This is a genomic window from Ramlibacter humi (assembly GCF_004681975.1).
Classification (GTDB): Bacteria; Pseudomonadota; Gammaproteobacteria; order Burkholderiales; family Burkholderiaceae_C; genus Ramlibacter; species Ramlibacter humi.
On sequence record NZ_SMLK01000002.1, the window covers coordinates 676136 to 701278 of the forward strand.

At 68.4% G+C, this 25143-nt stretch carries 23 protein-coding genes; 6 read left to right on the forward strand and 17 right to left on the reverse strand.

Annotated features, from left to right (window positions below; all coding sequences use genetic code 11):
* Nucleotides 1-3: 3 nt before the first annotated feature.
* The 10 genes from trpA to EZ216_RS10675 all read right to left on the reverse strand — a co-directional run bounded on the left by trpA (nt 4) and on the right by EZ216_RS10675 (nt 12070).
* Nucleotides 4-813, reverse strand: a complete 810-nt coding sequence (gene trpA, locus EZ216_RS10630) for a tryptophan synthase subunit alpha (RefSeq protein WP_135249707.1) — start codon at nt 811-813, stop codon at nt 4-6.
* Nucleotides 813-2057: a tryptophan synthase subunit beta gene (gene trpB, locus EZ216_RS10635; RefSeq protein WP_135249708.1), complete on the reverse strand. Its 1245-nt coding sequence runs from the start codon at nt 2055-2057 to the stop codon at nt 813-815. The genes trpA and trpB overlap by 1 nt, the downstream gene beginning before the upstream one ends.
* On the reverse strand, nt 2035-2754 hold the full coding sequence (locus EZ216_RS10640; RefSeq protein WP_135249709.1) for a phosphoribosylanthranilate isomerase: 720 nt from the start codon (nt 2752-2754) through the stop codon (nt 2035-2037). Before EZ216_RS10640 ends, trpB begins: the two co-directional genes overlap by 23 nt.
* A complete protein-coding gene (truA, locus tag EZ216_RS10645; RefSeq protein ID WP_135249710.1) occupies nt 2751-3533 on the reverse strand; it encodes a tRNA pseudouridine(38-40) synthase TruA in 783 nt (260 codons plus the stop codon). Before truA ends, EZ216_RS10640 begins: the two co-directional genes overlap by 4 nt.
* A 25-nt stretch (nt 3534-3558) precedes the next feature.
* Entirely contained in the window at nt 3559-6363 is a 2805-nt protein-coding gene (locus EZ216_RS10650) for a motility hub landmark protein FimV (protein ID WP_338050536.1), read from the reverse strand.
* Between the two features lie 313 nt (nt 6364-6676).
* The gene (gene asd / locus EZ216_RS10655) at nt 6677-7825 is read right to left on the reverse strand and encodes an aspartate-semialdehyde dehydrogenase (protein WP_135249712.1); all 1149 of its coding nucleotides are present in this window, start codon (nt 7823-7825) and stop codon (nt 6677-6679) included.
* Nucleotides 7826-7904: 79 nt separating this feature from the next.
* Nucleotides 7905-8996, reverse strand: coding sequence for a 3-isopropylmalate dehydrogenase (gene leuB, locus EZ216_RS10660; RefSeq protein ID WP_135249713.1), 1092 nt, complete (start codon nt 8994-8996; stop codon nt 7905-7907).
* A 21-nt stretch (nt 8997-9017) separates the two neighbouring features.
* Nucleotides 9018-9668 carry a 3-isopropylmalate dehydratase small subunit gene (gene leuD / locus EZ216_RS10665; protein ID WP_135249714.1) on the reverse strand — a complete coding sequence of 217 codons (651 nt, stop codon included), beginning with the start codon at nt 9666-9668 and terminating at the stop codon, nt 9018-9020.
* 8 nt (nt 9669-9676) lie between these two features.
* Nucleotides 9677-11098 carry a 3-isopropylmalate dehydratase large subunit gene (gene leuC, locus EZ216_RS10670; protein ID WP_135249715.1) on the reverse strand — a complete coding sequence of 474 codons (1422 nt, stop codon included), beginning with the start codon at nt 11096-11098 and terminating at the stop codon, nt 9677-9679.
* A 27-nt stretch (nt 11099-11125) separates the two neighbouring features.
* Complete coding sequence (locus EZ216_RS10675) at nt 11126-12070, reverse strand: LysR family transcriptional regulator (RefSeq protein WP_135249716.1); 945 nt, start codon at nt 12068-12070, stop codon at nt 11126-11128.
* Between the two features lie 172 nt (nt 12071-12242).
* Between EZ216_RS10675 and EZ216_RS10680 the strand changes: the two genes are divergently transcribed.
* Entirely contained in the window at nt 12243-12725 is a 483-nt protein-coding gene (locus EZ216_RS10680; RefSeq protein ID WP_135249717.1) for a BON domain-containing protein, read from the forward strand.
* Nucleotides 12726-12774: 49 nt separating this feature from the next.
* Here EZ216_RS10680 and EZ216_RS10685 read toward each other — a convergent pair whose 3' ends face one another.
* The 7 genes from EZ216_RS10685 to EZ216_RS10715 all read right to left on the reverse strand — a co-directional run bounded on the left by EZ216_RS10685 (nt 12775) and on the right by EZ216_RS10715 (nt 18734).
* Nucleotides 12775-14085 (reverse strand): citrate synthase, encoded by a 1311-nt coding sequence (locus EZ216_RS10685; protein ID WP_135249718.1) that lies wholly within the window; start codon nt 14083-14085, stop codon nt 12775-12777.
* 26 nt (nt 14086-14111) lie between these two features.
* Nucleotides 14112-14378: an FAD assembly factor SdhE gene (locus EZ216_RS10690; protein ID WP_135249719.1), complete on the reverse strand. Its 267-nt coding sequence runs from the start codon at nt 14376-14378 to the stop codon at nt 14112-14114.
* 8 nt (nt 14379-14386) lie between these two features.
* Complete coding sequence (locus tag EZ216_RS10695) at nt 14387-15091, reverse strand: succinate dehydrogenase iron-sulfur subunit (RefSeq protein WP_135249720.1); 705 nt, start codon at nt 15089-15091, stop codon at nt 14387-14389.
* 65 nt (nt 15092-15156) lie between these two features.
* Nucleotides 15157-16965, reverse strand: coding sequence for a succinate dehydrogenase flavoprotein subunit (gene sdhA, locus EZ216_RS10700; RefSeq protein ID WP_135249721.1), 1809 nt, complete (start codon nt 16963-16965; stop codon nt 15157-15159).
* A gap of 13 nt (nt 16966-16978) precedes the next feature.
* Complete coding sequence (gene sdhD, locus EZ216_RS10705; protein WP_135249722.1) at nt 16979-17365, reverse strand: succinate dehydrogenase, hydrophobic membrane anchor protein; 387 nt, start codon at nt 17363-17365, stop codon at nt 16979-16981.
* Between the two features lie 16 nt (nt 17366-17381).
* Nucleotides 17382-17816, reverse strand: coding sequence for a succinate dehydrogenase, cytochrome b556 subunit (sdhC, locus tag EZ216_RS10710; RefSeq protein WP_135249808.1), 435 nt, complete (start codon nt 17814-17816; stop codon nt 17382-17384).
* A gap of 129 nt (nt 17817-17945) precedes the next feature.
* Nucleotides 17946-18734, reverse strand: coding sequence for a GntR family transcriptional regulator (locus tag EZ216_RS10715; protein WP_135249723.1), 789 nt, complete (start codon nt 18732-18734; stop codon nt 17946-17948).
* A gap of 185 nt (nt 18735-18919) precedes the next feature.
* Between EZ216_RS10715 and EZ216_RS10720 the strand changes: the two genes are divergently transcribed.
* The 5 genes from EZ216_RS10720 to acnB are packed head-to-tail and all read left to right on the forward strand — an operon-like array spanning nt 18920 to nt 25035.
* Complete coding sequence (locus EZ216_RS10720; protein ID WP_135249724.1) at nt 18920-19906, forward strand: malate dehydrogenase; 987 nt, start codon at nt 18920-18922, stop codon at nt 19904-19906.
* A gap of 23 nt (nt 19907-19929) precedes the next feature.
* Nucleotides 19930-20706 carry a trans-aconitate 2-methyltransferase gene (gene tam, locus EZ216_RS10725; RefSeq protein ID WP_135249725.1) on the forward strand — a complete coding sequence of 259 codons (777 nt, stop codon included), beginning with the start codon at nt 19930-19932 and terminating at the stop codon, nt 20704-20706.
* Nucleotides 20703-21698 (forward strand): HpcH/HpaI aldolase/citrate lyase family protein, encoded by a 996-nt coding sequence (locus EZ216_RS10730; protein ID WP_239024333.1) that lies wholly within the window; start codon nt 20703-20705, stop codon nt 21696-21698. The genes tam and EZ216_RS10730 overlap by 4 nt, the downstream gene beginning before the upstream one ends.
* A gap of 38 nt (nt 21699-21736) precedes the next feature.
* Nucleotides 21737-22429, forward strand: coding sequence for a hypothetical protein (locus tag EZ216_RS10735; RefSeq protein ID WP_239024334.1), 693 nt, complete (start codon nt 21737-21739; stop codon nt 22427-22429).
* A 20-nt stretch (nt 22430-22449) separates the two neighbouring features.
* Entirely contained in the window at nt 22450-25035 is a 2586-nt protein-coding gene (gene acnB, locus EZ216_RS10740) for a bifunctional aconitate hydratase 2/2-methylisocitrate dehydratase (protein WP_135249726.1), read from the forward strand.
* Nucleotides 25036-25143: the final 108 nt, after the last annotated feature.

The following is a 25143-nucleotide window of genomic DNA, read 5'->3' on the forward strand; positions in this document are numbered from 1 at the left end:
ATTTTATTCGTCGAGCGCGCGGCGGACGCCGCGCAGGAAAGTGCCCACCTCGGCGGCCACGCGCTCGCGCGGCTGGGCTTCGGCGACCTGGATGACCTTGGTGCCGATGACCACCGCGTCGGCCACGCGGCCGATGGCCTTGGCCGTGGCTGCGTCGCGGATGCCGAAGCCCACGCCGACCGGGATCTTCACGTGCTCGCGGATGCGTGGCAGGGCTTGTTCCACCGCGGCCGTGTCCAGGTGGCCGGCGCCGGTGACGCCCTTGAGCGACACGTAGTAGACGTAGCCGCTGGCGATGCGCGCGACCTGGGCCATGCGCTTCGCGGTGGAAGTGGGTGCCAGCAGGAAGATGAGGTCCATGCCGGCCGCCTTCAGCTCGGCCGCGAACTGCTCGCACTCTTCCGGCGGGTAGTCGACGATGAGCACGCCGTCGACGCCCGCTTGCGATGCATCGCGCACGAAGGCGCCCTTGCCATGCGCCAGGTCGTAGCGCTCCACCGGGTTGGCATAGCCCATCAGCACGACGGGCGTGCGGCTGTCGCATTCGCGGAAGGTGCGCACCATGGCCAGCACCTGCGCCGTGCCGATGCCCAGCGCCAAGGCGCGTTCGCCGGCCTTCTGGATGACGGGGCCGTCGGCCATCGGGTCGGAGAAGGGCACGCCGAGTTCGATGACGTCGGAGCCCGCTTCCACCATGGCGTGCATCAGCTCGGGCGTGACGTCGGCGAAGGGGAAGCCGGCGGTGACGTAGGGGATGAGCGCCTTGCGCTTGTCCTGGGCCAGGCGGTTGAAGGTGTCGGCGATGCGTCCCATCACTTGCCGCCTTTCAGCTTGAGGCCGCGCATGGACGGGCGGTCGTAGAAGTCGACGCCCGCGAGGTCGGCCACCGTGCCGATGTCCTTGTCGCCGCGGCCGGACAGGTTCACCAGGATGTGCTGGTCGGGCTTCATCGTCTTCGCGAGCTTCATCGCGTACGCGACCGCGTGGCTGGATTCCAGCGCGGGGATGATGCCCTCGGTGCGGCACAGGTAGTGGAAGGCTTCCAGCGCTTCGCCGTCGGTGATGCCGACGTATTCGGCGCGGCCGATGTCCTTCAGCCATGCGTGCTCGGGGCCCACGCCCGGATAGTCCAGGCCCGCGCTGACGCTGTGCGTCTCGGTGATCTGGCCGTTGGCGTCCTGCAGGATGTAGGTGCGGTTGCCGTGCAGCACGCCGGGGCTGCCTTTCTGCAGCGACGCGGAATGCTTGCCGGTGTCGAGCCCTTCACCGGCCGCTTCCACGCCGATCAGGCGCGTCTTCTCTTGCGGGATGTAGGGATGGAAGATGCCCATCGCGTTGCTGCCGCCGCCCACGCAAGCGATCACCGCGTCGGGCTGGCGGCCGGCCATCTTCGGCATCTGCTCCAGGCACTCGTTGCCGATGACGCTCTGGAAGTCGCGCACCATCATCGGGTAGGGGTGCGGGCCGGCGACGGTGCCGATGATGTAGAACGTGTTCTCGACGTTGGTGACCCAGTCGCGCATGGCTTCGTTCAGCGCGTCCTTCAGCGTCCTGCTGCCGGATTCCACCGGCACCACGCGCGCGCCCAGCAGGTTCATGCGGTACACGTTGGGGCTCTGGCGCTTGACGTCCTCGCTGCCCATGTACACCACGCACTCCAGGCCGTAGCGCGCGCAGATGGTGGCGGTGGCCACGCCGTGCTGGCCGGCGCCGGTTTCGGCGATGACGCGCGGCTTGCCCATGCGGCGCGCCAGCATCGCCTGCCCGATCACGTTGTTGATCTTGTGCGCGCCGGTGTGGTTCAGGTCCTCGCGCTTCAGGTAGATCTGCGCGCCGCCCATCTCGCGGCTCATGCGCTGCGCGTGGTAGATGGGCGAGGGCCGGCCGACGAAGTGCGCCAGTTCGTAGCGGAATTCGGCCAGGAAGTCCGCGTCGTTCTGGTAGCGCGCGTAGGCTTCGCGCAGTTCTTCGATCGCGTGGGTCAGCGTTTCGCTGACGAAGCTGCCGCCGTACGGGCCGAAGTGGCCGGCGGCATCAGGTTGCTGATAGGAGGGCATTGGGGGACCTTGCAAGAAGCGCGTCGGCGGCACGCACGGCCGCGACGAACCGATGGATCTTCTCCGGGTCCTTGACGCCTTTGGCGGCTTCGACCCCGGAACTCACATCAACGGCCAGCGACTTGCATCGCGGCCGCACTTGCACGATGCCTTCGGTCACGTTTGCAGGCGTCAGTCCACCAGACAAGACGAGGTGAGCGTTGACGCTTGTTGGAAGCCGTGACCAATTGAATGCCTTGCCGCCACCGCCGTAGCCCTCGACGTGGGCGTCGAGGAGCAGGGCCCGGGCCTGTTCGTGGAGGTTGGCGAATTTTACCAAGTCGAAGGCTTGCGACTCGTCCAGCGGGATGCGCGCGGCGCGCATCCACGGGCGCGCGCCGGCCGCCTGCGCGCACTGCTCAGGCGTCTCGTCGCCATGGAATTGCAGCCAGGCGGCAGGGACCAGATCGCAGGCCGCGCGGATGCCTTCGCTGCTCTCGTTGACGAACAGCAGCACCGGCGAGACGAAGGGCGGCAGGCGACGGGCCAGCTCGGCCGCGCGCGTGGCGCTGACGAAGCGCGGGCTCTTGGGGTACAGCACGAAGCCGACCGCATCGGCGCCTGCCTCGACCGCGGCGTCCACGTCCTGCTCGCGCGTCAGCCCGCAGATCTTGATCCGCGTGCGGTGGCTCATCGGGTTGCTGCTGGTGCCGCTCATGGCAGCCAATCATAGGCAGGCGTGCGATCGGGCAAGCCCCAGTGGGTTTCGTACACCGGGCCGAGGAAGTACAGGCCGTCCGGCGAAAAGGTTCGGCCCGCGGCATCGCGGTCGCGCGCGGCCAGCACCTGGTCCATCCAGTCCGGCGATTGCAGCCCCTGGCCGACCTGCACGAGGCAATCCATGATGTTGCGGATCATGTGGTGCAGGAAGGCGTTGGCTTCGAACTCGAAGCGCCAGTAGGTGCCGCGGCGCGCGATGTCGATGCGGTTCATCGTCTTCACCGGCGACTTCGCCTGGCAACCCGAGGCGCGGAACGACGTGAAGTTGTGCTCGCCCAGCAGGCGCGCGGCGGCATCGCGCATCGCGTCGCCATCCAGCGGCCGGAACACCCAGCCCACGCGGCCGGCGTCGACGCTGGGGCGCACTGGCGATTCGAGGAGTACGTACGCGTAGCGGCGCGCGATGGCGCTGGCGCGCGAGTGGAACTCGTCCGGCACGGCCTGCGCCCACTGCACCGCGATGTCGGGCGGCAGGAAGGTGTTGGTGCCGCGCACCCACGAAAACGGCTCGCGCTCGATCGCGGTGTCGAAATGCACGACCTGGTTGAGGCCATGCACGCCCGCATCGGTGCGGCCGGCGCAGATGGTGTTCACCGGCTGCGCGGCGAAACGGGAGAGGGCGGCTTCCAGCTGGTCCTGCACGGTGCGGCCCGAAGGCTGGCTTTGCCAGCCTTCGTAGCCTTGCCCGTTGTAGCTGATGCCGAGGGCCCACCTCACGGCCGGGCTCCTGGGGGACGCGGGATCAGCCGATCTCCGCGAGGAACTTCTGCGCCTTGCTCTTGAGGGCGCCGGACGCTTCGGCGATCACTTCCTGCGCCAGGCTGCGGGCGCCGTCGGCGTCGCCGATGGCGTTGAACTCCTGGGCCAGGGCCAGCTTGGTGGCGAGCGGGTCTTCACCGTCGCCGCTGCCCAGTTCCAGGCCGGCGGTGCTCATGCCGGAATCGCCGGTTTCCGCTGCTGCGGCGGCGGGCGCGGGCGCAGCGGAGCCGGGCAGGTCCAGCGACAGGCCGCCGAGGTCGAATTCCAGCATGCCGTCGGCGGCCGCCGCAGGCGCGGGCGCCGGAGCGGGCGGAGGCGAGTCGAGCTGGATGGGCTCGGTGCTGAAGTTCAGGCTGTTTTCATTCAGCGTGAGATCGGGCGCGTCCAGGCGCACCGGCTCGGGTTCGCCAGCCGACGCCTTGCCAGGATTGAAGTCCATGTCCAGCGATGCGGACGGCGCGGACGCGGCGGCCGGGAAGGCCAGCGTGGCGTTGGGGTCCTGCATGGCTGCCAGGCTGCCGGGCAGCAGGGTGGCGTCCGGGTCCATGCTGGCCGCGGCAGGGGCGTGGGCCGCGCCGGGCTCGTCGTCGCCAATGGAGAAGTCCAGGTCCAGGTCGACGTCCGAAGCGTCGTCCACGCTGGCGGGTTCGGGCGAATGCGAACGCACCGGCTGCGTGGCCATCGCGGCAGCCATCGCGCCACCGGCGGCGACTGCAGCAGGCGCGGCGGAGCCGGCCGAAGGCTGGCCGCCCGGCTGGTACATCGGGTTGGACGGGTCGAGCTCCAGGCCCAGTTCGCAGATATGCGCCCACTCGGGGCCTTCGCCATGCGTCAGCGAATAAGCCTCGCTGGCGAGCTGCTCGAAGCCCTTGGTGTCGCGGCGCTTGGCGTAGATCTCCAGCAGCTTGGTGTGGATGGCCACACGGCTGGGGTTGATGCGCAGCGCTTCCTTGAGGATTTCCTCGGCCTGCAGGTCGCGGCCGTAAGCCAGGTAAACGTCGGCTTCGGCAACGGGGTCAACGTCACCGGCCGCGTCCAGCTGGCTGGGCGAATAGACCATGGACGAGCCGGTGGGCGCCGCATCGGCGGTGTCCACGCGCTGGCCGCCGCTGGCGCCGAAGAACGAGTCGGGCTGCAGGCGGCTTTCAAGGAACGAGCTGTCCACCTGCGTGGCCTTGCGGCGCTGGCGAACCTTCCAGATGCCCAGGCCGACCAGCAGCGCGAGCACACCGCCGGCGGCGGCGGGGATGATCGGGTTGTCGACCAATTGGTCGACCAGGCTGGGTTCCGGCGGCGGGGGCGGCGGAACGCTGGGGCGCTTGGGTTTCGCCGGAGCGGAAGCGGTGGCCGCGGCGATGGGTGCCGGGGCGGACGCGCCAGCGGACGGAGCGGAAGCACCGGCCGAAGGAACGGATGCGGCGGCTGCCACCGGTGTCGAAGCAGCGCTGGCGGCGGCAGGAGCCGAAGCGGGCGCTTGCGCGGCGGCAACCGCGGGCGCACTGGCCGGTGCGGCGGCCACGGGAGTGGAAGCAGCAGCGACGACGGCAGGGCGCGAAGCGGCGGTGGCGGCCGGCGTGGATGCCGGGGCGGCGGCCGCGGCCACCGGCACCGAGATGGCGGGCGTGGACGCGGGCCTGGCGGCAGTGGTGGCGGCAGCCGCGGGCGCCGAAGCGCCGGCCTTGGGCGCGCTGGCACTCCCCGCGGGCAGCGAGCCGTTGATCTTGTTCAGCTCGCTCAGGTTGCGATTGAGCTCGGCGACGCGCGTATTGGCGTCCTGCTTCTCGCGCGCGGAGGCGACCTGGTCGGCATTGGACTTGCCCTGCACCGCACCCTTGGACAGCTGCAACTTGTCTTGCGCGGACGCGGTGGGACGCTTGTCCTCGACCTGCGCCTGCACCTGGCCGCGCGACTCGCGGCCCGTGCCGCTGGCGGGCGCCGTGGGCACGCCACCTTCGGCGAGACGGCGGCGGAATTCGTTGAAGTCGCGGCTTTGCGCGACCAGCGTCTGCGTGGCTTCGGACGGCGTGACGGCCGAGGCTTGCTCGGCGGTCGGCACGTTCAGCACCGCGCCGGCGCGCAGCCGGTTGACGTTGCCGCCGGCGAACGCATCCGGGTTGGAGCGCAGCAGCGCGACCAGCATCTGGTCGAGCGAAATGGCTTCGGGCTTGTTGGCGGCCGCGATCTTGCCGGCGGTGTCACCCGCCTGGACCGTGACCTGCTTGCCGTCGCCGGCAGGCGCGGGAGCCGGCGAAGGAGCGGCTGCGCGCGGCGCCGCAGGAGCAGCTGCCGTGGCCGGAGCGCCGGCGCGAGGCGCGGCACCGCCACGCTGGCCGCGCGGGGGCACCGGCGTGCCCGTGACCGAGCTGGAAGGTGTCGGCGAGGTGGAAGGCGAAGCCTGTGCCTGCAGCGGCTGCTGCGGCTGGCGCATGGCCGGCGGGTCGAACAGCATCGTGAAGTCGCGCACGATGCGGCCCGAGGACCAGTTGGTTTCCAGGATGAGGTCGACGAACGGGTCGGTCACCGGCCTGTCGCTGGCCAGCCGCAGGAAGTAGCGGCCGTCGCCGCGGCGCTGCAGCGTGATGTTCACGCTCTGGAGCGCGGAGCTGTACTCCATGCCGGCAGCGCGGAAAGCGTCCGGCGCGGCGACGTTGGCGCGCAGGCTGGCCACCTCGTCGGCGGTGATCTCGGGCAGATCGACTTCCGCGCGCAGCGGTTCGCCCAGTGCGGAAAGCACCGTGACACGGCCGAGCGCCAAGGCTTGGGCCGGGGTGGAGGGAAGGCTCAGCAAGGCCGCAGCGGCCAGCGCTACCGCGGTGGCTTGCCACTGCCGTTTCGTCGTCCTTGTCGGGGTCCCCACTGCTCGGTCTACAGGCAGTTCAGTTGTCTTCATGCGGGCATTCGCCTCGAGACGCAATTTGCTAAAAGGACCATAACATCAATGTCTTAGGGTGACAAGCTGAGACAAGGCTTAACGTATGACGCCGTTCTCGGGGGCCCTTGAAGCTGAGTCATCTTGTGGTCCCGCGACAACGAGGTGTAGCGGGGCGTTACAGCGGCTCGCGGGCTCGGCCGCAAGCGCACCGCAACTCAGGTGTCGGACGTCAAGCGTCGAGCAGGATGCGCAGCATGCGGCGGAGCGGCTCGGCCGCGCCCCACAGCAGCTGGTCGCCGATGGTGTACGCGCCAACATATTCCGGGCCCATCGCCATCTTGCGGACGCGGCCGACCGGGATGCCCAGCGTGCCGGTCACGGCCACGGGCGTCAGGTCCTTCATGGTGGCTTCGCGGGTGTTGGGCACCACACGCACCCACTCGTTGTCGGCGGCGATCATGGCTTCGAGGTCCGCCACCGGCACGTCCTTCTTCAGCTTGAAGGTCAGCGCCTGGCTGTGGCAGCGCATCGCGCCCACGCGCACGCAGAAGCCGTCCACCGGCACGGCCGGGGCGCTGAAGCCGGGACCCTGGCCCAGGATCTTGTTGGTCTCGGCGCCGGCCTTCCATTCCTCGCGCGACACGCCGCCGCCCAGGTCCTTGTCGATCCAGGGGATGAGCGAGCCGCCCAGCGGCACGCCGAAGTTCTCGGTCTCGGCGGCGGACATGGCCTGCTGGCGTGCCAGCACCTTGCGGTCGATTTCCAGGATGGCCGACTTCGGATCGTCCAGCAGCGCCTTCACTTCGCTGTTGAGCGTGCCGAACTGGGTGAGCAGCTCGCGCATGTGCTGCGCGCCGCCGCCGGAGGCGGCCTGGTAGGTCATGCTGCTCATCCACTCGACCAGGCCCGCCTTGTAGAGCGCGCCCACGCCCATCAGCATGCAGCTGACCGTGCAGTTGCCGCCGATCCAGTTGCGGCCGCCCTTGGCCAGCGCGTTCTTGATCACCGGCAGGTTGACGGGGTCCAGGACGATGATCGCGTCGTCCTTCATGCGCAGGGTGGACGCGGCGTCGATCCAGTGGCCGTTCCAGCCCGCGGCGCGCAGCTTGGGGAACACCTCGGTGGTGTAGTCGCCGCCCTGCGCCGTGATGACGATGTCGCACTTCTTCAGCGCCTCGATGTCGAACGCGTCCTTCAGAGCGGACTCGTTCTTCGCCATGGCGGGCGCCTTGCCGCCGGCGTTGGAGGTGGAGAAGAAGACCGGCTCGATCAGGCCGAAGTCGCCTTCGGCCTGCATGCGGTCCATCAGGACCGAGCCGACCATGCCGCGCCAGCCGACCAGGCCGACCAGCGGTTGTTGTGCCTTGGAGAGTGCCATCGTCATACGCCTTTCAGAAGAATCCTGGTTCCCCCGGCTCGTCTGAGCCCGGGGGAGGCGCGCGACGAACCGGAGCTTGCTAGCCCTTGGTGGTTTTCTTGGTGGTGATCGCGGCCACGACGGCATCACCCATCTCGCGGGTGCCGACCTTGGTCGTGCCTTCGGACCAGATGTCCGCCGTGCGCAGGCCCTGCGCCAGCACGTGCTGGACCGCGGACTCGATACGGTCAGCGGCCTGGGGCTGGTTGAGGGAGAAGCGGAGCATCATGGCGGAAGACAGGATTGTAGCCAAAGGATTAGCTACCCCCTTGCCCGCGATGTCGGGCGCGCTGCCGTGGCTGGGCTCGTACAGCCCCTGGCTGCTGGCGTTCATGCTGCCCGAGGGCAGCATGCCGATGCTGCCGGTGAGCATCGCGGCTTCGTCCGAGAGGATGTCACCGAACATGTTGCCGGTGACCACCACGTCGAAGAACTTGGGCTGCTTCACCAGCTGCATCGCGGCGTTGTCCACGTACATGTGGTCCAGCTTGACGTCGGGGTAGTCCTTCGCGACCTCGGTGACCACGTCCTTCCACAGCTGGAAGGTTTCCAGCACGTTGGCCTTGTCCACGCTGGTCACGTGCTTGTTGCGCTTGCGCGCGGCCTCGAACGCGACGCGCGCGATGCGCTCGATCTCCGGGCGCGAGTAGCGCATGGTGTCGAAAGCTTCCTCGGCGCCGGGGAAGTGCCCATCCGGCGCGGTGCGGCGGCCGCGCGGCGCGCCGAAGTAGATGTCGCCGGTCAGCTCGCGGATGATGAGGATGTCCAGGCCCGCCACCAGTTCCGGCTTCAGGCTGGAAGCATGGGTCAGCTGCTCATAGCAGATGGCCGGGCGGAAGTTGGCGAACAGGCCCAGGTGCTTGCGCAGGCCCAGGATGGCCTGCTCGGGGCGCAATGCGCGCTCCAGCTTGTCGTACTTCCAGTCGCCCACGGCGCCGAACAGGATGGCGTCGGCGGCCTTGGCCAGCTTCAGCGTCGATTCGGGCAGCGGGTGGCCCGCGGCTTCGTATGCCGCGCCGCCGACGGGCGCGGTTTCCATCTCGAACTTCAGGTCGAGGACGTTCAGGACCTTGAGGGCCTCGGCGACGATTTCCGTGCCGATGCCATCGCCCGGCAGCACTGCGATCTTCATAGTCGTGTTCTTCGTTGAGCGTTAAGCGTTGAGCGTGTGCGCGAGCCAGGGCTTGGTGGCCAGGCGCTGGGCTTCGTAAGCCTTGATCTTGTCGGACTGGCGCAGCGTCAGGCCGATGTCGTCCAGGCCGTTCAGCAGGCAGTAGCGGCGGAACGGCTGCACCTCGAACGGAATGCGCTCGCCCTGCGGCGTGGTGACCACCTGCCGGTCCAGGTCGATGGTGAGCTCGTAGCCGGGGAACGCGTTCACCTCGTCGAACAGCTTTGCGATGGTGGCCTCGGGCAGCACGATGGGCAGCAGGCCGTTCTTGAAGCTGTTGTTGAAGAAGATGTCGGCGAAGCTGGGCGCCAGGATGGCGCGGAACCCGTACTGGTCCAGCGCCCACGGCGCGTGCTCGCGCGAGGACCCGCAGCCGAAGTTCTTGCGCGCCAGCAGGATCGACGCGCCCTGGAAGCGCGGCTGGTTCAGCACGAAGTCGGGGTTGGGTTTGCGGCTGTCCGGGTCCTGGCCGGGATAGCCGGGATCGAGGTAGCGCCACTCGTCGAACAGGTTGGGCCCGAAGCCCGTCTTGCGGATCGACTTGAGGAACTGCTTGGGGATGATCGCGTCGGTGTCGACGTTCTCGCGGTCCATCGGGGCGACCAGGCCCTTGTGCACGGTGAACTTCTTCATGGCGGTCCTCAGGCGAACTGGCGGATGTCGACGAAATGGCCGTGGATGGCCGCGGCGGCGGCCATCGCGGGGCTGACCAGGTGCGTGCGGCCGCCCGCGCCCTGCCGGCCCTCGAAGTTGCGGTTGCTGGTGGAAGCGCAGCGCTCGCCCGGCTCCAGCCGGTCGGCGTTCATCGCCAGGCACATGGAGCAGCCCGGCTCGCGCCATTCGAAGCCCGCGGCCTTGAAGATGTCGTGCAGGCCTTCGCGCTCGGCCTGCGCCTTCACCTGGCCCGAGCCCGGCACCACCATCGCCACCTTGATGTTCCTCGCGACCTTCCGGCCCAGGCGCTTGACCACGGCGGCGGCTTCGCGCATGTCCTCGATGCGGCTGTTGGTGCACGAGCCGATGAACACCTTGTCCACGAAGATGTCGTTCATCGGCTTGCCCGGCTCCAGCGCCATGTAGGTCAGCGCGCGTTCGATGGCGCCGCGCTTGCTGGCGTCCTTTTCCTTGTCCGGATCGGGCACGCGGCCGTCGACGCCCAGCACCATCTCGGGCGACGTGCCCCAGGTGACCTGCGGCACGATCTTCGTCGCGTCGAGTTCCACCACCGTGTCGAACTTCGCGTCCGGGTCGGAGTGCAGCGTGCGCCAGTAAGCCACCGCCTGGTCCCACTCCACGCCTTGCGGCGACAGCGGACGGCCCTGAAGGTACTCGATCGTCTTGTCGTCCACGCCCACCATGCCCGCGCGCGCACCGGCTTCGATGGCCATGTTGCACACCGTCATGCGGCCTTCCATGGTCAGCGCGCGGATCGCCGAGCCGACGAACTCGATGGTGTAGCCGGTGCCGCCCGCGGTGCCGATGCGCCCGATGATGGCCAGCACGATGTCCTTGGCGGTGACGCCGGGGGCGAGCTGGCCCTCGACCTTCACCAGCATGTTCTTCGCCTTCTTGGCCAGCAGCGTCTGCGTGGCCAGCACGTGTTCCACCTCGCTGGTGCCGATGCCGTGCGCCAGCGCGCCGAACGCGCCGTGCGTGGACGTGTGCGAGTCGCCGCACACCACCGTCATGCCCGGCAGCGTGGCGCCGTTCTCCGGCCCGATGACGTGCACGATGCCCTGGCGCTTCGAAAGGAACGGGAAGTAGGCCGCGGCGCCGAACTCCTCGATGTTCCTGTCCAGCGTGGTGATCTGCTCCTTGCTGATCGGGTCCTCGATGCCGTCGTAGCCGCGCTCCCAGCCGGTGGTGGGCGTGTTGTGGTCGGCGGTCGCGACGACCGAGCTGATGCGCCAGACCTTGCGGCCCGCTTCGCGCAGGCCCTCGAACGCCTGCGGGCTGGTGACTTCGTGCACCAGGTGACGGTCGATGTAGAGGATGGCGGTGCCGTCTTCCTCGGTGTGGACGACGTGCTCGTCCCAGATCTTGTCGTAGAGGGTGCGTCCCATGGCGTGCTTCCGGTGAAGGATGAAATTTTATCGGCGGGGTGTTTCCGCAGCCGCCGGCGGGGCCGCTGCGCAAAGGTGGTCCACGAGCAGGCGCGCCGTCACCGGCAGCGCCGCGAAATCGCGTGCCAGCACCTGCAACTCGCGCACGGCCCAGTCGTCCAGCAGCGGCACGGCACGCAGGTCGCCCATGTGGCGCAGCAGTTCGAAAGCGCGGTCCGGCGCCAGGCCCACGCCCAGGCCGTTGTGCACCATGCGGCACATCGCATCCAGGCCCGTGACGCGGAAGCGCAGGCGGATCGACTGCCCGGCTTCGGCGGAGGCGCGCCGCATCGCCAGGTAGATGGCGCTGGTGCCGTGCAGGCCCACGTGGTCCTCGTCCAGCGTCTCGGCGAAGCGGATGCCCTCGCGGCCGGCGAAGCGGTGCGACGCGGGCACCACCAGCACCAGCCGGTCCTGCCGGTAGGCGCGCGCCTGCAGGCCGCGCGCATTCAGTTGCGGATGGCAGATGCCGACATCGGCTTCGCCTTCCTGCACCGCGCGGATCACCTCGGTGCTGACGCGCTCTTCCAGGTCCAGCTTCACCTGGCCGTGGCGCGCCAGGAAGCTGGCCAGGTCCTCGGGCAGGAACTGCACGATGGCCGAGATGTTGGCGTGCACGCGCACGTGGCCCCGCACGCCCTGGGCGTACTCGCTCAGCTCGCCCTGCATCTTGTCCAGGCCAAACAGCATGGCGCGCGCGTGGTGCAGCAGCGTCTCGCCCGCGGGCGTCAGGTCCACGCCGCGCGCGTGGCGGTAGAGCAGGGGCGTTTCCAGCACGCCTTCCAGGTCCGACAGGCGCTTGCTCACGGCGGACGCGGCGATGCCTTCGCGCTCGGCGGCGCGGCCGATGGACCCGGTTTCGCAGACGGCGACGAACAGCTGCAGCGAAGTGAGGTCCAACCGGCGGGCAAGGCTTCGGTCGGCGGCGGACATGAGGGAGAGGCTTCGTATTCGGCGAAGAAGTCTTGGATTATCGAGCCCATGGACGGCGCAGCCATCGTGGATGGCGACGGCTGGGCGCCAAGTCCGCGAGGCCGGAGACCGTCCGTTTCCGCCATTGACGCCGCCGCTGCCGGCGGCAAGATGCGGCCCGCAAGGAGATTCCATGGTCAAGAAGAGCACCGCCGCGCTGCTGGCCGCCCTGGCCCTCGCCGCCGGCGCGCAGGAAAAGCGCAACTGGTTCGACGACCCCTTCGTCCAGGTGACCTCGGCGATGCCGGGCTGCCCCGTGCCCGCGCCGCCGGGCATGACCGAGGAGCAGATGCGCAAGGAAGCGCACGTGCGGGCGCAGCACGGCACCAGTTGCTACCGCGTGGGCCGTTGCCGCCTGCCCAACTCGTACCTGTACGACAAGGAACTGATCCCGCGCGTGGCGCAGTACATCCGCATGGACGGCCGCTTCGACGACAGCAGTGTGTGGGTGCTGGGCGAGCGGCGCCTGGTCACGCTGATGGGGTGCGTGCGGACCCAGGAAGAAGCCGACGCGATGGAGAAGACGGTGCTGCTGGTGGACGACGTGATGGGCGTCATCAACTACCTCAGCGTCGGCACGGCGGCCAAGCCGCGCTACGAAGTCGCGAAGCCCTGAATGAGAAAGGCCCGCCGAAGCGGGCCTTTGTTCGCGGGCAGCGAGCCGATCAGCGCTGGGCGATGGGCTTGACGTCGCGCTTGGTGGCGCCGGTGAACAGCTGGCGCGGACGGCCGATCTTGTACTCGGGGTCGCCCAGCATCTCGTTGAGCTGCGCGATCCAGCCCACGGTGCGGGCCAGCGCGAAGATGCCGGTGAACAGGCTCACCGGGATGCCGATGGCGCGCTGCACGATGCCCGAGTAGAAGTCCACGTTCGGGTACAGCTTGCGCGAGACGAAGTATTCGTCTTCCAGCGCGATCTTCTCCAGCGACATGGCCAGCTTGAACAGCGGGTCGTTCTGCAGGCCCAGTTCCTGCAGCACTTCGTGGCAGGTCTCGCGCATCAGCTTGGCGCGCGGGTCGTAGTTCTTGTACACGCGGTGGCCGAAACCCATCAGCTTGATGCCGGAGTTCTTGTCCTTCACCTGCTTGATGAACTCGCCGATCTTCTCTACGCCGCCGGCCTTCTGGATGTCTTCCAGCATGTTCAGCGCCGCCTCGTTGGCGCCGCCGTGCGCGGGGCCCCACAGGCACGCCACACCGGCCGCGATGGCCGCGAACGGGTTGGTGCCCGAGCTGCCGCACAGGCGCACGGTGGAGGTGGACGCGTTCTGCTCGTGGTCGGCGTGAAGGATGAAGATGCGGTCCATCGCGCGCACCAGCACGTCGTTGGGCTGGTAGTCCTCGCACGGCGTGGCGAACATCATGCGCATGAAGTTCGCCGTGTACGACAGGTCGTTCTTCGGGTACATGTACGGCTGGCCGACGCCGTACTTGTAGGCCATGGCCACCAGCGTGGGCATCTTGGCGATCAGGCGGATCGCCGCGATCTCGCGGTGCTCGGGGTTATTGATGTCGGTGCTGTCGTGATAGAAGGCCGACAGGGCGCCCACCAGGCCGGTCATCACCGCCATCGGGTGCGCGTCGCGGCGGAAGCCCCGCAGGAAGAACTGCATCTGCTCGTTCACCATCGTGTGCATGGTGACGGTGCGCGTGAACTTCTCCTTCTGCTGGGCGTTGGGCAGCTCGCCGTACAGCAGCAGGTGGCAGGTTTCCAGGAAGTCGCACTGGGTGGCCAGCTGCTCGATGGGGTAGCCGCGGTACAGCAGCTCGCCCTTGTCGCCGTCGATGTACGTGATGGTCGACTGGCACGACGCCGTGGACATGAAGCCCGGGTCGTACGTGAACATGCCGGTCTGCGCGTACAGCTTGCGGATGTCGATGACGTCCGGGCCGATGGTGCCCTTGTAGACGGGCAGCTCGACGTTGGGGCTGCCGTTGCTGAACGACAGGGTGGCTTTGTTGTCGGCGAGTTTCATTTCGGGATTTCCTTCACGTCAATCGTTCAGCGCTCGCGCAGGCGGGACAGCAGGTCCTTCACCTCGGGGCGGTCGAGCTCGCCGGCCGGTTCGCGGCGGCGCAGCAGCAGGTCCATCAGGTCGTTGTCCGGCAGCTGCATCATTTCCTCGAGCACCACGCCCTGGCGGGGCGTGATGGCGCCGCCGTGGCGGGCGAAGAAGCGCTCGAGGAACAGGTCGTTCTCCAGCAGGCCGCGGCGGCAGCGCCAGCGCAGCTTGCCCAGCGCATGTTCGTCCAGCACCGCCTCGGCCATGTGCGCGCTCAGACGGCCCGGCGGACCATCAGCTCCTTGATCTTGCCGATGGCCGCCGTGGGGTTCAGGCCCTTGGGACAGACGTCGGTGCAGTTCATGATGGTGTGGCAGCGGAACAGGCGGTACGGGTCCTCGAGGTTGTCGAGGCGCTCGGCGGTCGCCTGGTCGCGGCTGTCGGCGATGAAGCGGTAGGCCTGAAGCAGGCCGGCGGGGCCGACGAACTTGTCCGGGTTCCACCAGAAGCTGGGGCAGCTGGTGGAGCAGCTGGCGCACAGGATGCACTCGTACAGGCCGTTGAGCTCCTCGCGCTCCTCGGGCGACTGCAGCCGCTCCTTCTCGGGCGGGATGGAGTCGTTGACCAGGTACGGCTTGATCGAGTGGTACTGCTTGAAGAAGTCGGTCATGTCCACGATCAGGTCACGGACCACCGGCAGGCCGGGCAGCGGCTTCAGGACGATGGGGTCCTTCAGCGTGCGCATGTTCGTCAGGCAGGCCAGGCCGTTCTTGCCGTTGATGTTCATGGCGTCGGAGCCGCACACGCCTTCGCGGCAGGAGCGCCGGAAGGACAGGCTGGGATCCACGGCCTTGAGTTTCATCAGGGCGTCCAGCAGCATGCGCTCGTTGCCCTCGAGCTCGATCTCCACCGTCTGCATGTACGGCTTCGCGTCCTTGTCGGGGTCGTAGCGGTAGATCTGGAAAGTGCGCTTCTGCATATGTCGGTTCGATCTAATTTAGATGTTCGCGTGCCAGCGTGGAAGTACGTAGGAGAACCTAGTTCTCAGAACGTGCGGACCTTGGGCGGGACAGACTCGACCGTGAGCGGCTGCAGCTTCACCGGCTTGTACGTCAGGCTGTTGCCGGCGCTGTGCCAAAGCGTGTGCTTCATCCAGTTGGCGTCGTCGCGGCCGAGCGGCGCCACCGGGTCGTCCGCGGGCCGCTCGTAGTCGCTGACGGTGTGCGCGCCGCGGCATTCCTTGCGCGCGGCGGCCGACACCATGGTGGCCTGCGCGCATTCGATCAGGTTCTCCACCTCCAGCGCCTCGACGCGGGCGGTGTTGAACACCATCGACTTGTCCTTCAGCGCGATGGACTTCACGCGCTCGCGGATGGCATTGATCTTGGCCACGCCTTCGTCCATGCCGGCCTGCGTGCGGAATACGCCGGCGTGCTTCTGCATGGAAGCGCGGATGTCGTTGGCCACGTCCTGCGCGTACTCGCCGCCGCTGGCGTTGTCCAGGCGGTTCAGGCGTTCCAGCGTCAGGTCGGCCGCGCCCGAGGGCAGGGGCTTGTGCGACTTGGTCTTCGAAGCGAACTCGACGATGTGGTTGCCCGCCGCGCGGCCGAACACCAGCAGGTCCAGCAGCGAGTTGGTGCCCAGGCGGTTGGCGCCGTGCACGCTGACGCAGGAGCATTCGCCCACCGCGTACAGGCCGTTGACCACCGCGTTGTTCTCGGCGCCCTTCTGCACCACGACCTGGCCGTGGATGTTGGTCGGGATGCCGCCCATCTGGTAGTGGATGGTCGGCACCACGGGGATGGGTTCCTTGGTGATGTCGACGTTGGCGAAGTTGATGCCGATCTCGTACACCGAGGGCAGGCGCTTGTGGATGGTGTCGGCGCCCAGGTGGTCCAGCTTCAGCAGGACGTAGTCCTTGTTGGGCCCGCAGCCGCGGCCTTCCTTGATCTCCTGGTCCATGGAGCGCGAGACGAAGTCGCGCGGCGCCAGGTCCTTCAGCGTGGGCGCATAGCGTTCCATGAAGCGCTCGCCGTTGCTGTTGAGCAGGATGGCGCCTTCGCCGCGGCAGCCTTCGGTCAGCAACACGCCCGCGCCGGCCACGCCGGTGGGGTGGAACTGCCAGAACTCCATGTCTTCCAGCGGGATGCCCGCGCGCGCGGCCATGCCCAGGCCGTCGCCGGTGTTGATGAACGCGTTGGTGCTGGCGGCGAAGATGCGGCCGGCGCCGCCGGTGGCCAGCAGCGTGGTCTTGGCTTCCAGGATGTGCAGGTCGCCGGTTTCCATCTCCAGCGCGGTGACGCCCACCACGTCGCCTTCGGCGTCGCGGATCAGGTCCAGCGCCATCCACTCGACGAAGAAGCTGGTCTTGGCGCGCACGTTCTGCTGGTACAGCGTGTGCAGCATGGCGTGGCCGGTGCGGTCGGCCGCGGCGCACGCGCGTTGCACGGGCTTCTCGCCGTAGTTGGCCGTGTGGCCGCCGAACGGGCGCTGGTAGATGGTGCCGTCGGGGTTGCGGTCGAACGGCATGCCCATGTGCTCGAGGTCGTACACGACCTTGGGCGCTTCACGGCACATGTATTCGATGGCGTCCTGGTCGCCGAGCCAGTCGGAGCCCTTGACGGTGTCGTAGAAGTGGTAGTGCCAGTTGTCCTCGGACATGTTGCCCAGCGACGCGCCGATGCCGCCTTGCGCGGCCACCGTGTGCGAGCGGGTGGGGAACACCTTGGACAGCACGGCCACGTTCAGGCCGGCGCGCGCCAGCTGCAGGGATGCGCGCATGCCGGAGCCGCCCGCGCCGACGATGACGACGTCGAAGCGGCGGCGGGTGATGTTCTTGCTGCTGTATGCCATTGCGGTCGGGCCCTCAGATGCGCCAGAGCACTTGAACGGCCCAGCCGGCGCAGCCGGTGAGCCAGACGATCACGAACACCTGCAGCGCGAGCCGCAGGAACACGGGCTTGATGTAGTCCATCAGCACGTCGCGCATGCCCACCCACACGTGCCACAGCAGCGCCGCGATCACGGAGAAGGTGAGCACCTTCATCCACTGGGCGGCGAAGATGCCGGCCCACTTGTCGTAGCCGATCGGGCCGCGCGTGAGCAGCAGCTGGGCCAGCACGATGACGGTGAAGAGGGCCATCAGCACGGCGGTGACGCGCTGGCTGAGCCAGTCGCGCATGCCGTAGTGGGCGCCGACGACGGTGCGGCGCGAGCCGTAGTTCACCGGGCCTTGTGTCTTGGAAACGCTCATCTTGTTGTCCCGGTTCTCAGTACACGCCGAACAGCTTCAGGCCCAGCAGCACGGTGAGCACCAGGCTGATGGCCAGCGTGGCCTTGGCCGACGTGCCGCCGAACTCCTTGCTTACCGCCTTGTGGCTGACGTCCATCCACAGGTGGCGGATGCCGGCGGTGAAGTGGTGCAGGTAGGCCCAGATCAGCGCCAGCACCACCAGCTTGGTGAACCAGCCCGGCACGAAGCCGATGCCCGCGTTGAACGCGGAGCGGAACCGCGCGTAGGAGATCTCGGAGGAGAGGGAGGTGTCGAACATCCAGAGGATGAACGGCAGCAGCGCGAACATGAGCACGCCGCTGACGCGGTGGAGGATCGAGACCCAGCCGGCCGCCGGCAGGCGGTAGGTGGGGAGATCGCGCAGGGCGTTGATGTTCCGGAATTCCGGCCGCTGCTTCTGGGCAACTGTCATGAAGGTGGCTTTCTGGCGTGGTGCGGGATCGCCGTCCTGTTCGACGGACAACCAGAAATTCTATTGCAACGCAACAACCTGACACGGAGGTTGCAAGGTACCTGACAGTGGCGCTGCGCGATGCGCGCGTCAGCTGAGTTCGTTGCGGTAGTGCCGGTCGCCGGTCAGGTACAGACCACGCCGCAGTTCCATGGGCACGTCGTTGTATGTGAACGCGATACGTTCGACTGACAGCAGGGGCGTTCCCGGCGCGACCTTGAGGAGTTTCGCCTGCGTGTCGTCGGCCGCGACGGCGCGCAGCCTTTCTTCCGCGCGCACCATGCGCACGCCGAACTCGAGCTCGAACATCGCGTACGTCGGGCCCTGGTAGTCCGCCATCTGCTCGGCGGTCAGGCCCTTGAACGCGACGCCGGGCAGCCACAGGTCTTCCAGGATGGTGGGCACGCCGTTGAATGCGAGCACGCGGCGCACCTGCACCACCGGATCGGCCGTGCGCAGCCCGAGCGCGCGCGCCACCTCGGCGCTGGCGCGGGTGCGGCGGCACTCCAGGATGCTGCGGTCGGCCGGCGCTTCGGAGCCGCGCTCGCCGGCATCGGGCACCAGCCGCAGGAAGCGGTACTGCACGTGCTGTTCGGCATGCGTGGCGACGAAAGTGCCCTTGCCCTGGCGGCGCACCAGCAGGTTTTCCGAGGCCAGCTCGTCGATGGCCTTGCGCACGGTGCCCTGGCTGACGCGGAAGCGCGCCGCCAGGTCCATCTCGCTGGGGATGGCCTCGCCCGGCTTCCACTCGCCCGCTTCCAGGCTCTGCAGGATCAGGGCCTTGATCTGCTGGTAGAGCGGGCTGAACGACGGCGCGGCCGGGGCCGCCGCGGTTTCCGCGGCGTCGTCCAGGGGGTTGGAGGCGGGCATGAGGCTCATGATATCTTATATAAGACATAAGACAAATTGACCCTGGGGCATGCGAAGGGGTACACTCGCGCCCGTTCCGCCAGGGCTGCAGCCCACCGGTCCCGCCGGCCAACCAGGCGCCCCGCGCGCCACCGCCGCCGGCCCGCGCCGCGGCGCCACGATTTCCGCATCAACCACTTACCGGAGAACTTCCCATGAGCAAGAAGCCCGTCCGCGTCGCCGTCACCGGCGCCGCCGGCCAGATCGGTTACGCCCTCCTGTTCCGCATCGCCTCGGGCGAGATGCTGGGCAAGGACCAGCCGGTGATCCTGCAACTGCTGGAAATCCCGGACGAGAAGGCGCAGAAGGCCCTCAAGGGCGTGATGATGGAACTGGAAGACTGCGCGTTCCCGCTGCTGGCCGGCATGGAAGCGCACAGCGACCCGATGACCGCCTTCAAGGACACCGACTACGCCCTGCTGGTCGGCGCCCGTCCCCGCGGCCCCGGCATGGAGCGCGCCGACCTGCTGGCCGCCAACGCCCAGATCTTCACCGCGCAAGGCAAGGCGCTGGACAAGGTCGCCAGCCGCAACGTCAAGGTGCTGGTGGTCGGCAACCCCGCCAACACCAACGCCTACATCGCGATGAAGAGCGCGCCTTCGCTGCCGCGCGAGAACTTCACCGCCATGCTGCGCCTGGACCACAACCGCGCGCTGTCGCAGCTGGCCGCCAAGGCCGGCGTGAAGGTCGCCGACATCGAGAAGCTGACGGTGTGGGGCAACCACTCGCCCACCATGTACGCCGACTACCGCTTCGCCACCGCCAACGGCAAGGGCCTGAAGGACGTGGTCAACGACCAGGACTGGAACGCCAACGTGTTCCTGCCGACGGTCGGCAAGCGCGGCGCCGCCATCATCGAAGCGCGCGGCCTGTCGTCCGCCGCGTCCGCGGCCAACGCCGCCATCGATCACATGCGCGACTGGGCGCTGGGCACCAACGGCAAGTGGGTGACCATGGGCATCCCGTCCAACGGCGACTACGGCATCCCCAAGGACGTGATGTTCGGCTTCCCCGTCACCACCAAGGACGGCAAGTACGAAGTGGTCAAGGGCCTGGACATCGACGCCTTCAGCCAGGAACGCATCAACAAGACGCTGGGCGAGCTGCAGGAAGAGCAGAAGGGCGTCGCTCACCTCCTGTGACGCACCTGCAGTAAGCGCCCGGCATGAGCGACTGGAACCCCGCCCTGTATGGCCGCTACGAGGACGAGCGCACGCGCCCGGCCCGCGAGCTGCTGGCGCGGGTTCCGCTCGAACAGGCCGCCCGCGTGGCCGACCTGGGCTGCGGCCCGGGCAATTCCACCGAGCTGCTGCTGAACCGCTTCGGCGGCGCGCAGGTCGTCGGCATCGACAACTCGCCGGCCATGCTGGACAGCGCGCGCCAGCGCCTGCCCGGCACGCCGTTCGAGCTGGCCGACATCGGCACTTGGTCGCCGGCCGAGCCATTCGGCCTTCTCTATTCCAACGCCACGCTGCAGTGGGTGCGTGGTCACGAGACGCTGTTCCCGCGCCTGTACTCGCTGCTGGCGCCCGGCGGCGTGCTGGCCGTGCAGATGCCCGACAACCTCGGTGAGCCTTCGCACCGCGCCATGCGCGAAGTGGCCGCGCTGCCTTCCTACACGGCGCACATCGGCGATCCGGAAGCGCTTCGCGCGCCGGTACTGTCCGTCGGCCAGTACTACGACCTGCTGGCCGCGCAGGGCGCGAAGGTGGACGTTTGGCACACCGTCTACCAGCATCCGCTGGCTTCGGCCGCGGCCATCGTCGAATGGGTGCGCGCCACCGGCCTGCGCCCCTTCGTCGACCGCCTGCCGGCCGCCTTGCAGGTCGGTTACCTGGCCGAATACGAGAAGCGCATCGACGAACGTTACCCCGCGCGCGCCGACGGCCAGCGCCTGCTGGCGTTCCCGCGGCTGTTCATCGTCGCGAGGAAGCCGGCGTGAGCGCCACCCATCCGCGCGACATCCTCCTCGGCGCCCAGGCGCGCACCGGCACGCTGCCGGTCTGCGACCACTACAGCGGCGTGGAAGCGCGCATGCGCAAGAGCCTGCAGCTGCAGGCCGAGATGGCGCGCGAGTTCGGCGCCTGCGTGTTCGACGTCACGCTCGATTGCGAGGACGGTGCGCCCGTGGGCGGCGAGAAGCAGCACGCGCAGCTGGTCACCGAGCTCGCGATGGATGCCGCGCCCGAGGCGCGCGTCGCGGTGCGCGTGCATCCGGTCGATCACCCGAGCTTCCATGACGACGTGCGCGCCATCGTCGGCCGCGCCGGCGCGCGGCTGGCGCACGTGATGATCCCCAAGGTGGAGACGCCGCAGGACGTCGCGACCGCCGCCGCCGCGTTCGATGCGGCCGGCGCGCCGCAGTTGCCGTTGCAGGCGCTGATCGAATCGCCCGCCGCGGTGCACCGCGCGTTCGACATCGCGGCGCACCCGCGCATCCAGTCGCTCAGCTTCGGGCTGATGGACTTCGTGTCGGCCCACGGCGGCGCCATTCCCGAGGAAGGCATGGGCGTCGAAGGCCAGTTCACGCACCCGCTGGTGGTGCGCGCCAAGCTGGAGATCGCGTCGGCCTGCCATGCGCACGGCAAGGTGCCGTCGCACTGCGTGGTCACCGAGTTCAAGGACCGCGATGCGATGCGCACGGCCGCCCGCCGTGCCTCGCGCGAGTTCGGCTTCACGCGCATGTGGAGCATCCACCCCGACCAGATCCGGCCCATCCTCGAAGCCCTGCAGCCCAGCGAGGGCGAAGTGGCGCAGGCGGCCGAGATCCTGGGCGCGGCGGAACAAGCCGGCTGGGCGCCGATCAGCTTCCAGGGGAAGCTGCACGACCGCGCCAGCTACCGCTTCCATTGGCAGGTGCTCGAGAGGGCGCACAGCACCGGAAGCACCTTGCCGCAGAAGGCCCGGGGCTGGTTCGCCCCGGCCGGCGGCTGACGATGCAACAGAGGAGATTCATGAGCATTCGAGCACCCTTGACGATCGCACTGATGGCCGCCTTCGCGGCCTTCGCTTTGCCCGCCGCCGCGCAGACCGCGGCCAAGCCGGCCGCCGACAAGAAGCCGGCGACGGCCAAGGCCGCCGGGCGCAACCCCAAGCTGGCGCGCGGCGCGCAGAAGGCGGTGGAAGAGAACACGCCGATCGACGACGACCCGTCCATCCAGATCGGCGAGAAGGAACTGGCCGTCGCGCGCGAAGTGCAGACCGGCGACATGCCTTGCGAGCTGGGCGCCAGCGTGAAGGTCACGCCGTCGAAGCGCGAAGGCCTGTTCCTCGTCACCACCAAGGGCTACCGCTTCCTGATGCACCCGGTGGACAGCCGCACCGGCGCCATCCGCCTGGAAGACGCCAAGCGCGGCGCCATGTGGCTGCAGCTGGGCAACAAGTCCATGCTGATGTCGCAGAAGCTGGGCCAGCGCCTGGCCGACGAGTGCCAGAGCCCCAGGCAGGCCGCCTTCGCGGAAGAACTCAAGCGCAATCCGCGCCCCAGCATCCTCGACGCACCGGCGCCGGCCGCTTCCGCCCCGGTTGCGGCGGCTTCGGCCGCGGCCGCGGCGGCGTCCGCATCCGCCGCGCCGGCCAGCGCGCCCGCCGCTGGCATGGCCCCTGCATCGAATCCCGCGATCCCCGCTGCGGCCGCTGCGGCGTCCGCACCGCGCGCCAACTGAAGACCGTACGGAGAACAACCATGCTGCAAGCCTATGTCACCCACGTCGCCGAACGCGCGGCGCTCGGCATCCCGCCGTTGCCGCTGTCGGCGCAGCAGACCGCCGACCTGGTGGAGCTGCTGAAGAACCCCTCGAAGGCCGAGGCCGACTTCCTGCTGGACCTGATCACGAACCGCGTGCCCGCCGGCGTGGACGACGCCGCCAAGGTGAAGGCCAGCTACCTGGCCGCCGTGGCGCACGGCACCGAGAAGTGCATGATCATCAGCCGCGCCAAGGCCACCGAGCTGCTGGGCACCATGCTGGGCGGCTACAACATCAGCCCGCTGATCGACCTGCTGGACGACGCCGAAGTGGGCGCCGTCGCGGCCGGTGCGCTGAAGAAGACGCTGCTGATGTTCGACCAGTTCCACGACGTCAAGGAAAAGGCCGACAAGGGCAACGCCAACGCCAAGGCCGTGCTGCAAAGCTGGGCCGACGCCGAGTGGTTCACCTCGCGCCCCGAAGTGCCGCAAAGCATCAAGGTCACCGTGTTCAAGGTGGCCGGCGAGATCAACACCGACGACCTGTCGCCCGCACCTGACGCGTGGAGCCGCCCCGACATCCCGCTGCACGCGCTGGCGATGCACAAGAATCCGCGCCCCGGCATCACGCCGGAAGAAGAGGGCAAGCGCGGCCCGGTGAAGTTCATCGAGGAGCTGCGCGCGCGCGGCAACACGGTGGCCTACGTCGGCGACGTGGTGGGCACCGGCTCCAGCCGCAAGTCGGCCACCAACAGCGTGCTGTGGTTCACCGGCCAGGACATCCCGTTCGTGCCGAACAAGCGGTTCGGCGGCGTGTGCCTGGGCGGCAAGATCGCGCCGATCTTCTACAACACGATGGAAGACGCGGGCGCGCTGCCGATCGAGCTGGACGTCAGCAAGATGGAGATGGGCGACGAGATCGAACTGCGTCCCTACGAAGGCAAGGCGCTGAAGAACGGCGAGGTCATCGCCACGTTCGAAGTGAAGAGCGAAGTGCTGTTCGACGAGGTGCGCGCCGGCGGCCGCATCCCGCTGATCGTCGGCCGCGGCCTGACGGCCAAGGCGCGCGAGGCGCTGGGCCTTGCGCCTTCCACCCTATTCCGCCTGCCCAAGGCGCCCAAGGACACGGGCAAGGGCTTCTCGCTGGCGCAGAAGATGGTCGGGCGCGCCTGCGGCCTGCCGGAAGGCCGGGGCATCCGCCCCGGCACGTACTGCGAGCCGAAGATGACCTCGGTGGGTTCGCAGGACACCACCGGCCCGATGACCCGCGACGAGCTGAAGGACCTGGCCTGCCTGGGCTTCAGCGCCGACCTGGTGATGCAGTCGTTCTGCCACACGGCCGCCTACCCGAAGCCGGTGGACGTGAAGATGCACCACGAGCTGCCCGACTTCATCTCCACGCGCGGCGGCGTGGCGCTGCGCCCGGGCGATGGCGTCATCCACAGCTGGCTGAACCGCTTCCTGCTGCCCGACACGGTGGGCACGGGCGGCGATTCGCACACGCGCTTCCCGATCGGCATCTCGTTCCCCGCCGGCTCGGGCCTGGTGGCCTTCGCCGCTGCCACCGGCGTCATGCCGCTGGACATGCCTGAATCGGTGCTGGTGCGCTTCAAGGGCCAGATGCAGCCGGGCGTCACGCTGCGCGACCTGGTCAACGCCATCCCGCTGTACGCCATCAAGCAGGGCCTGCTGACGGTGGAGAAGAAGGGCAAGAAGAACGTCTTCTCCGGCCGCATCCTGGAGATCGAGGGCCTGCCCGACCTGAAGGTGGAACAGGCTTTCGAGCTGTCCGACGCTTCCGCCGAGCGCTCGGCCGCCGGCTGCACGGTTCACCTGAACAAGGAACCGATCATGGAGTACATCCAGAGCAACATCACCCTGATGCGCTGGATGATCGCCAACGGCTACGCCGACGCCCGCACACTGGCCCGCCGCATCGCCGCTCAGGAAGCGTGGCTGAAGGATCCCAAGCTGCTCAAGGGCGATGCCGACGCCGAGTACGCGGCGGTCATCGAGATCGACCTGGCCGACATCCACGAACCCATCGTGGCGTGCCCGAACGACCCGGACGACGTGAAGACGCTGTCCGACGTGGCCGGCGCCAAGATCGACGAGGTGTTCATCGGCTCGTGCATGACCAACATCGGCCACTTCCGCGCGGCTTCCAAGCTGCTGGAAGGCAAGCGCGACATCCCGGTGAAGCTGTGGGTGGCGCCGCCGACCAAGATGGACCAGCAGCAGCTGACCGAGGAAGGCCACTACGGCGTGCTGGGCGTGGCCGGCGCGCGCATGGAGATGCCCGGCTGCTCGCTGTGCATGGGCAACCAGGCGCAGGTGCGCGAAGGCGCGACGGTGATGTCCACCAGCACCCGCAACTTCCCCAACCGCCTGGGCAAGAACACCAACGTGTACCTGGGTTCCGCCGAACTGGCGGCCATCTGCTCGCGCCTCGGGAAGATCCCGAGCAAGGAGGAGTACATGGCCGACATCGGCGTGATCAACGCCAACGGCGACAAGATCTACAAGTACATGAACTTCGACCAGATCGCCGACTTCAGGAAGGTGGCGGACACGGTGCCGGCGTAAGCGGCGCACCGCGAACGAAACGGCCCTGCGGGGCCGTTTTTTCTTTGTCATCCCGGCGAACGCCGGGATTCACCTCCCGCGCGGAGCCAAGCCACCGGAGCTGGATGC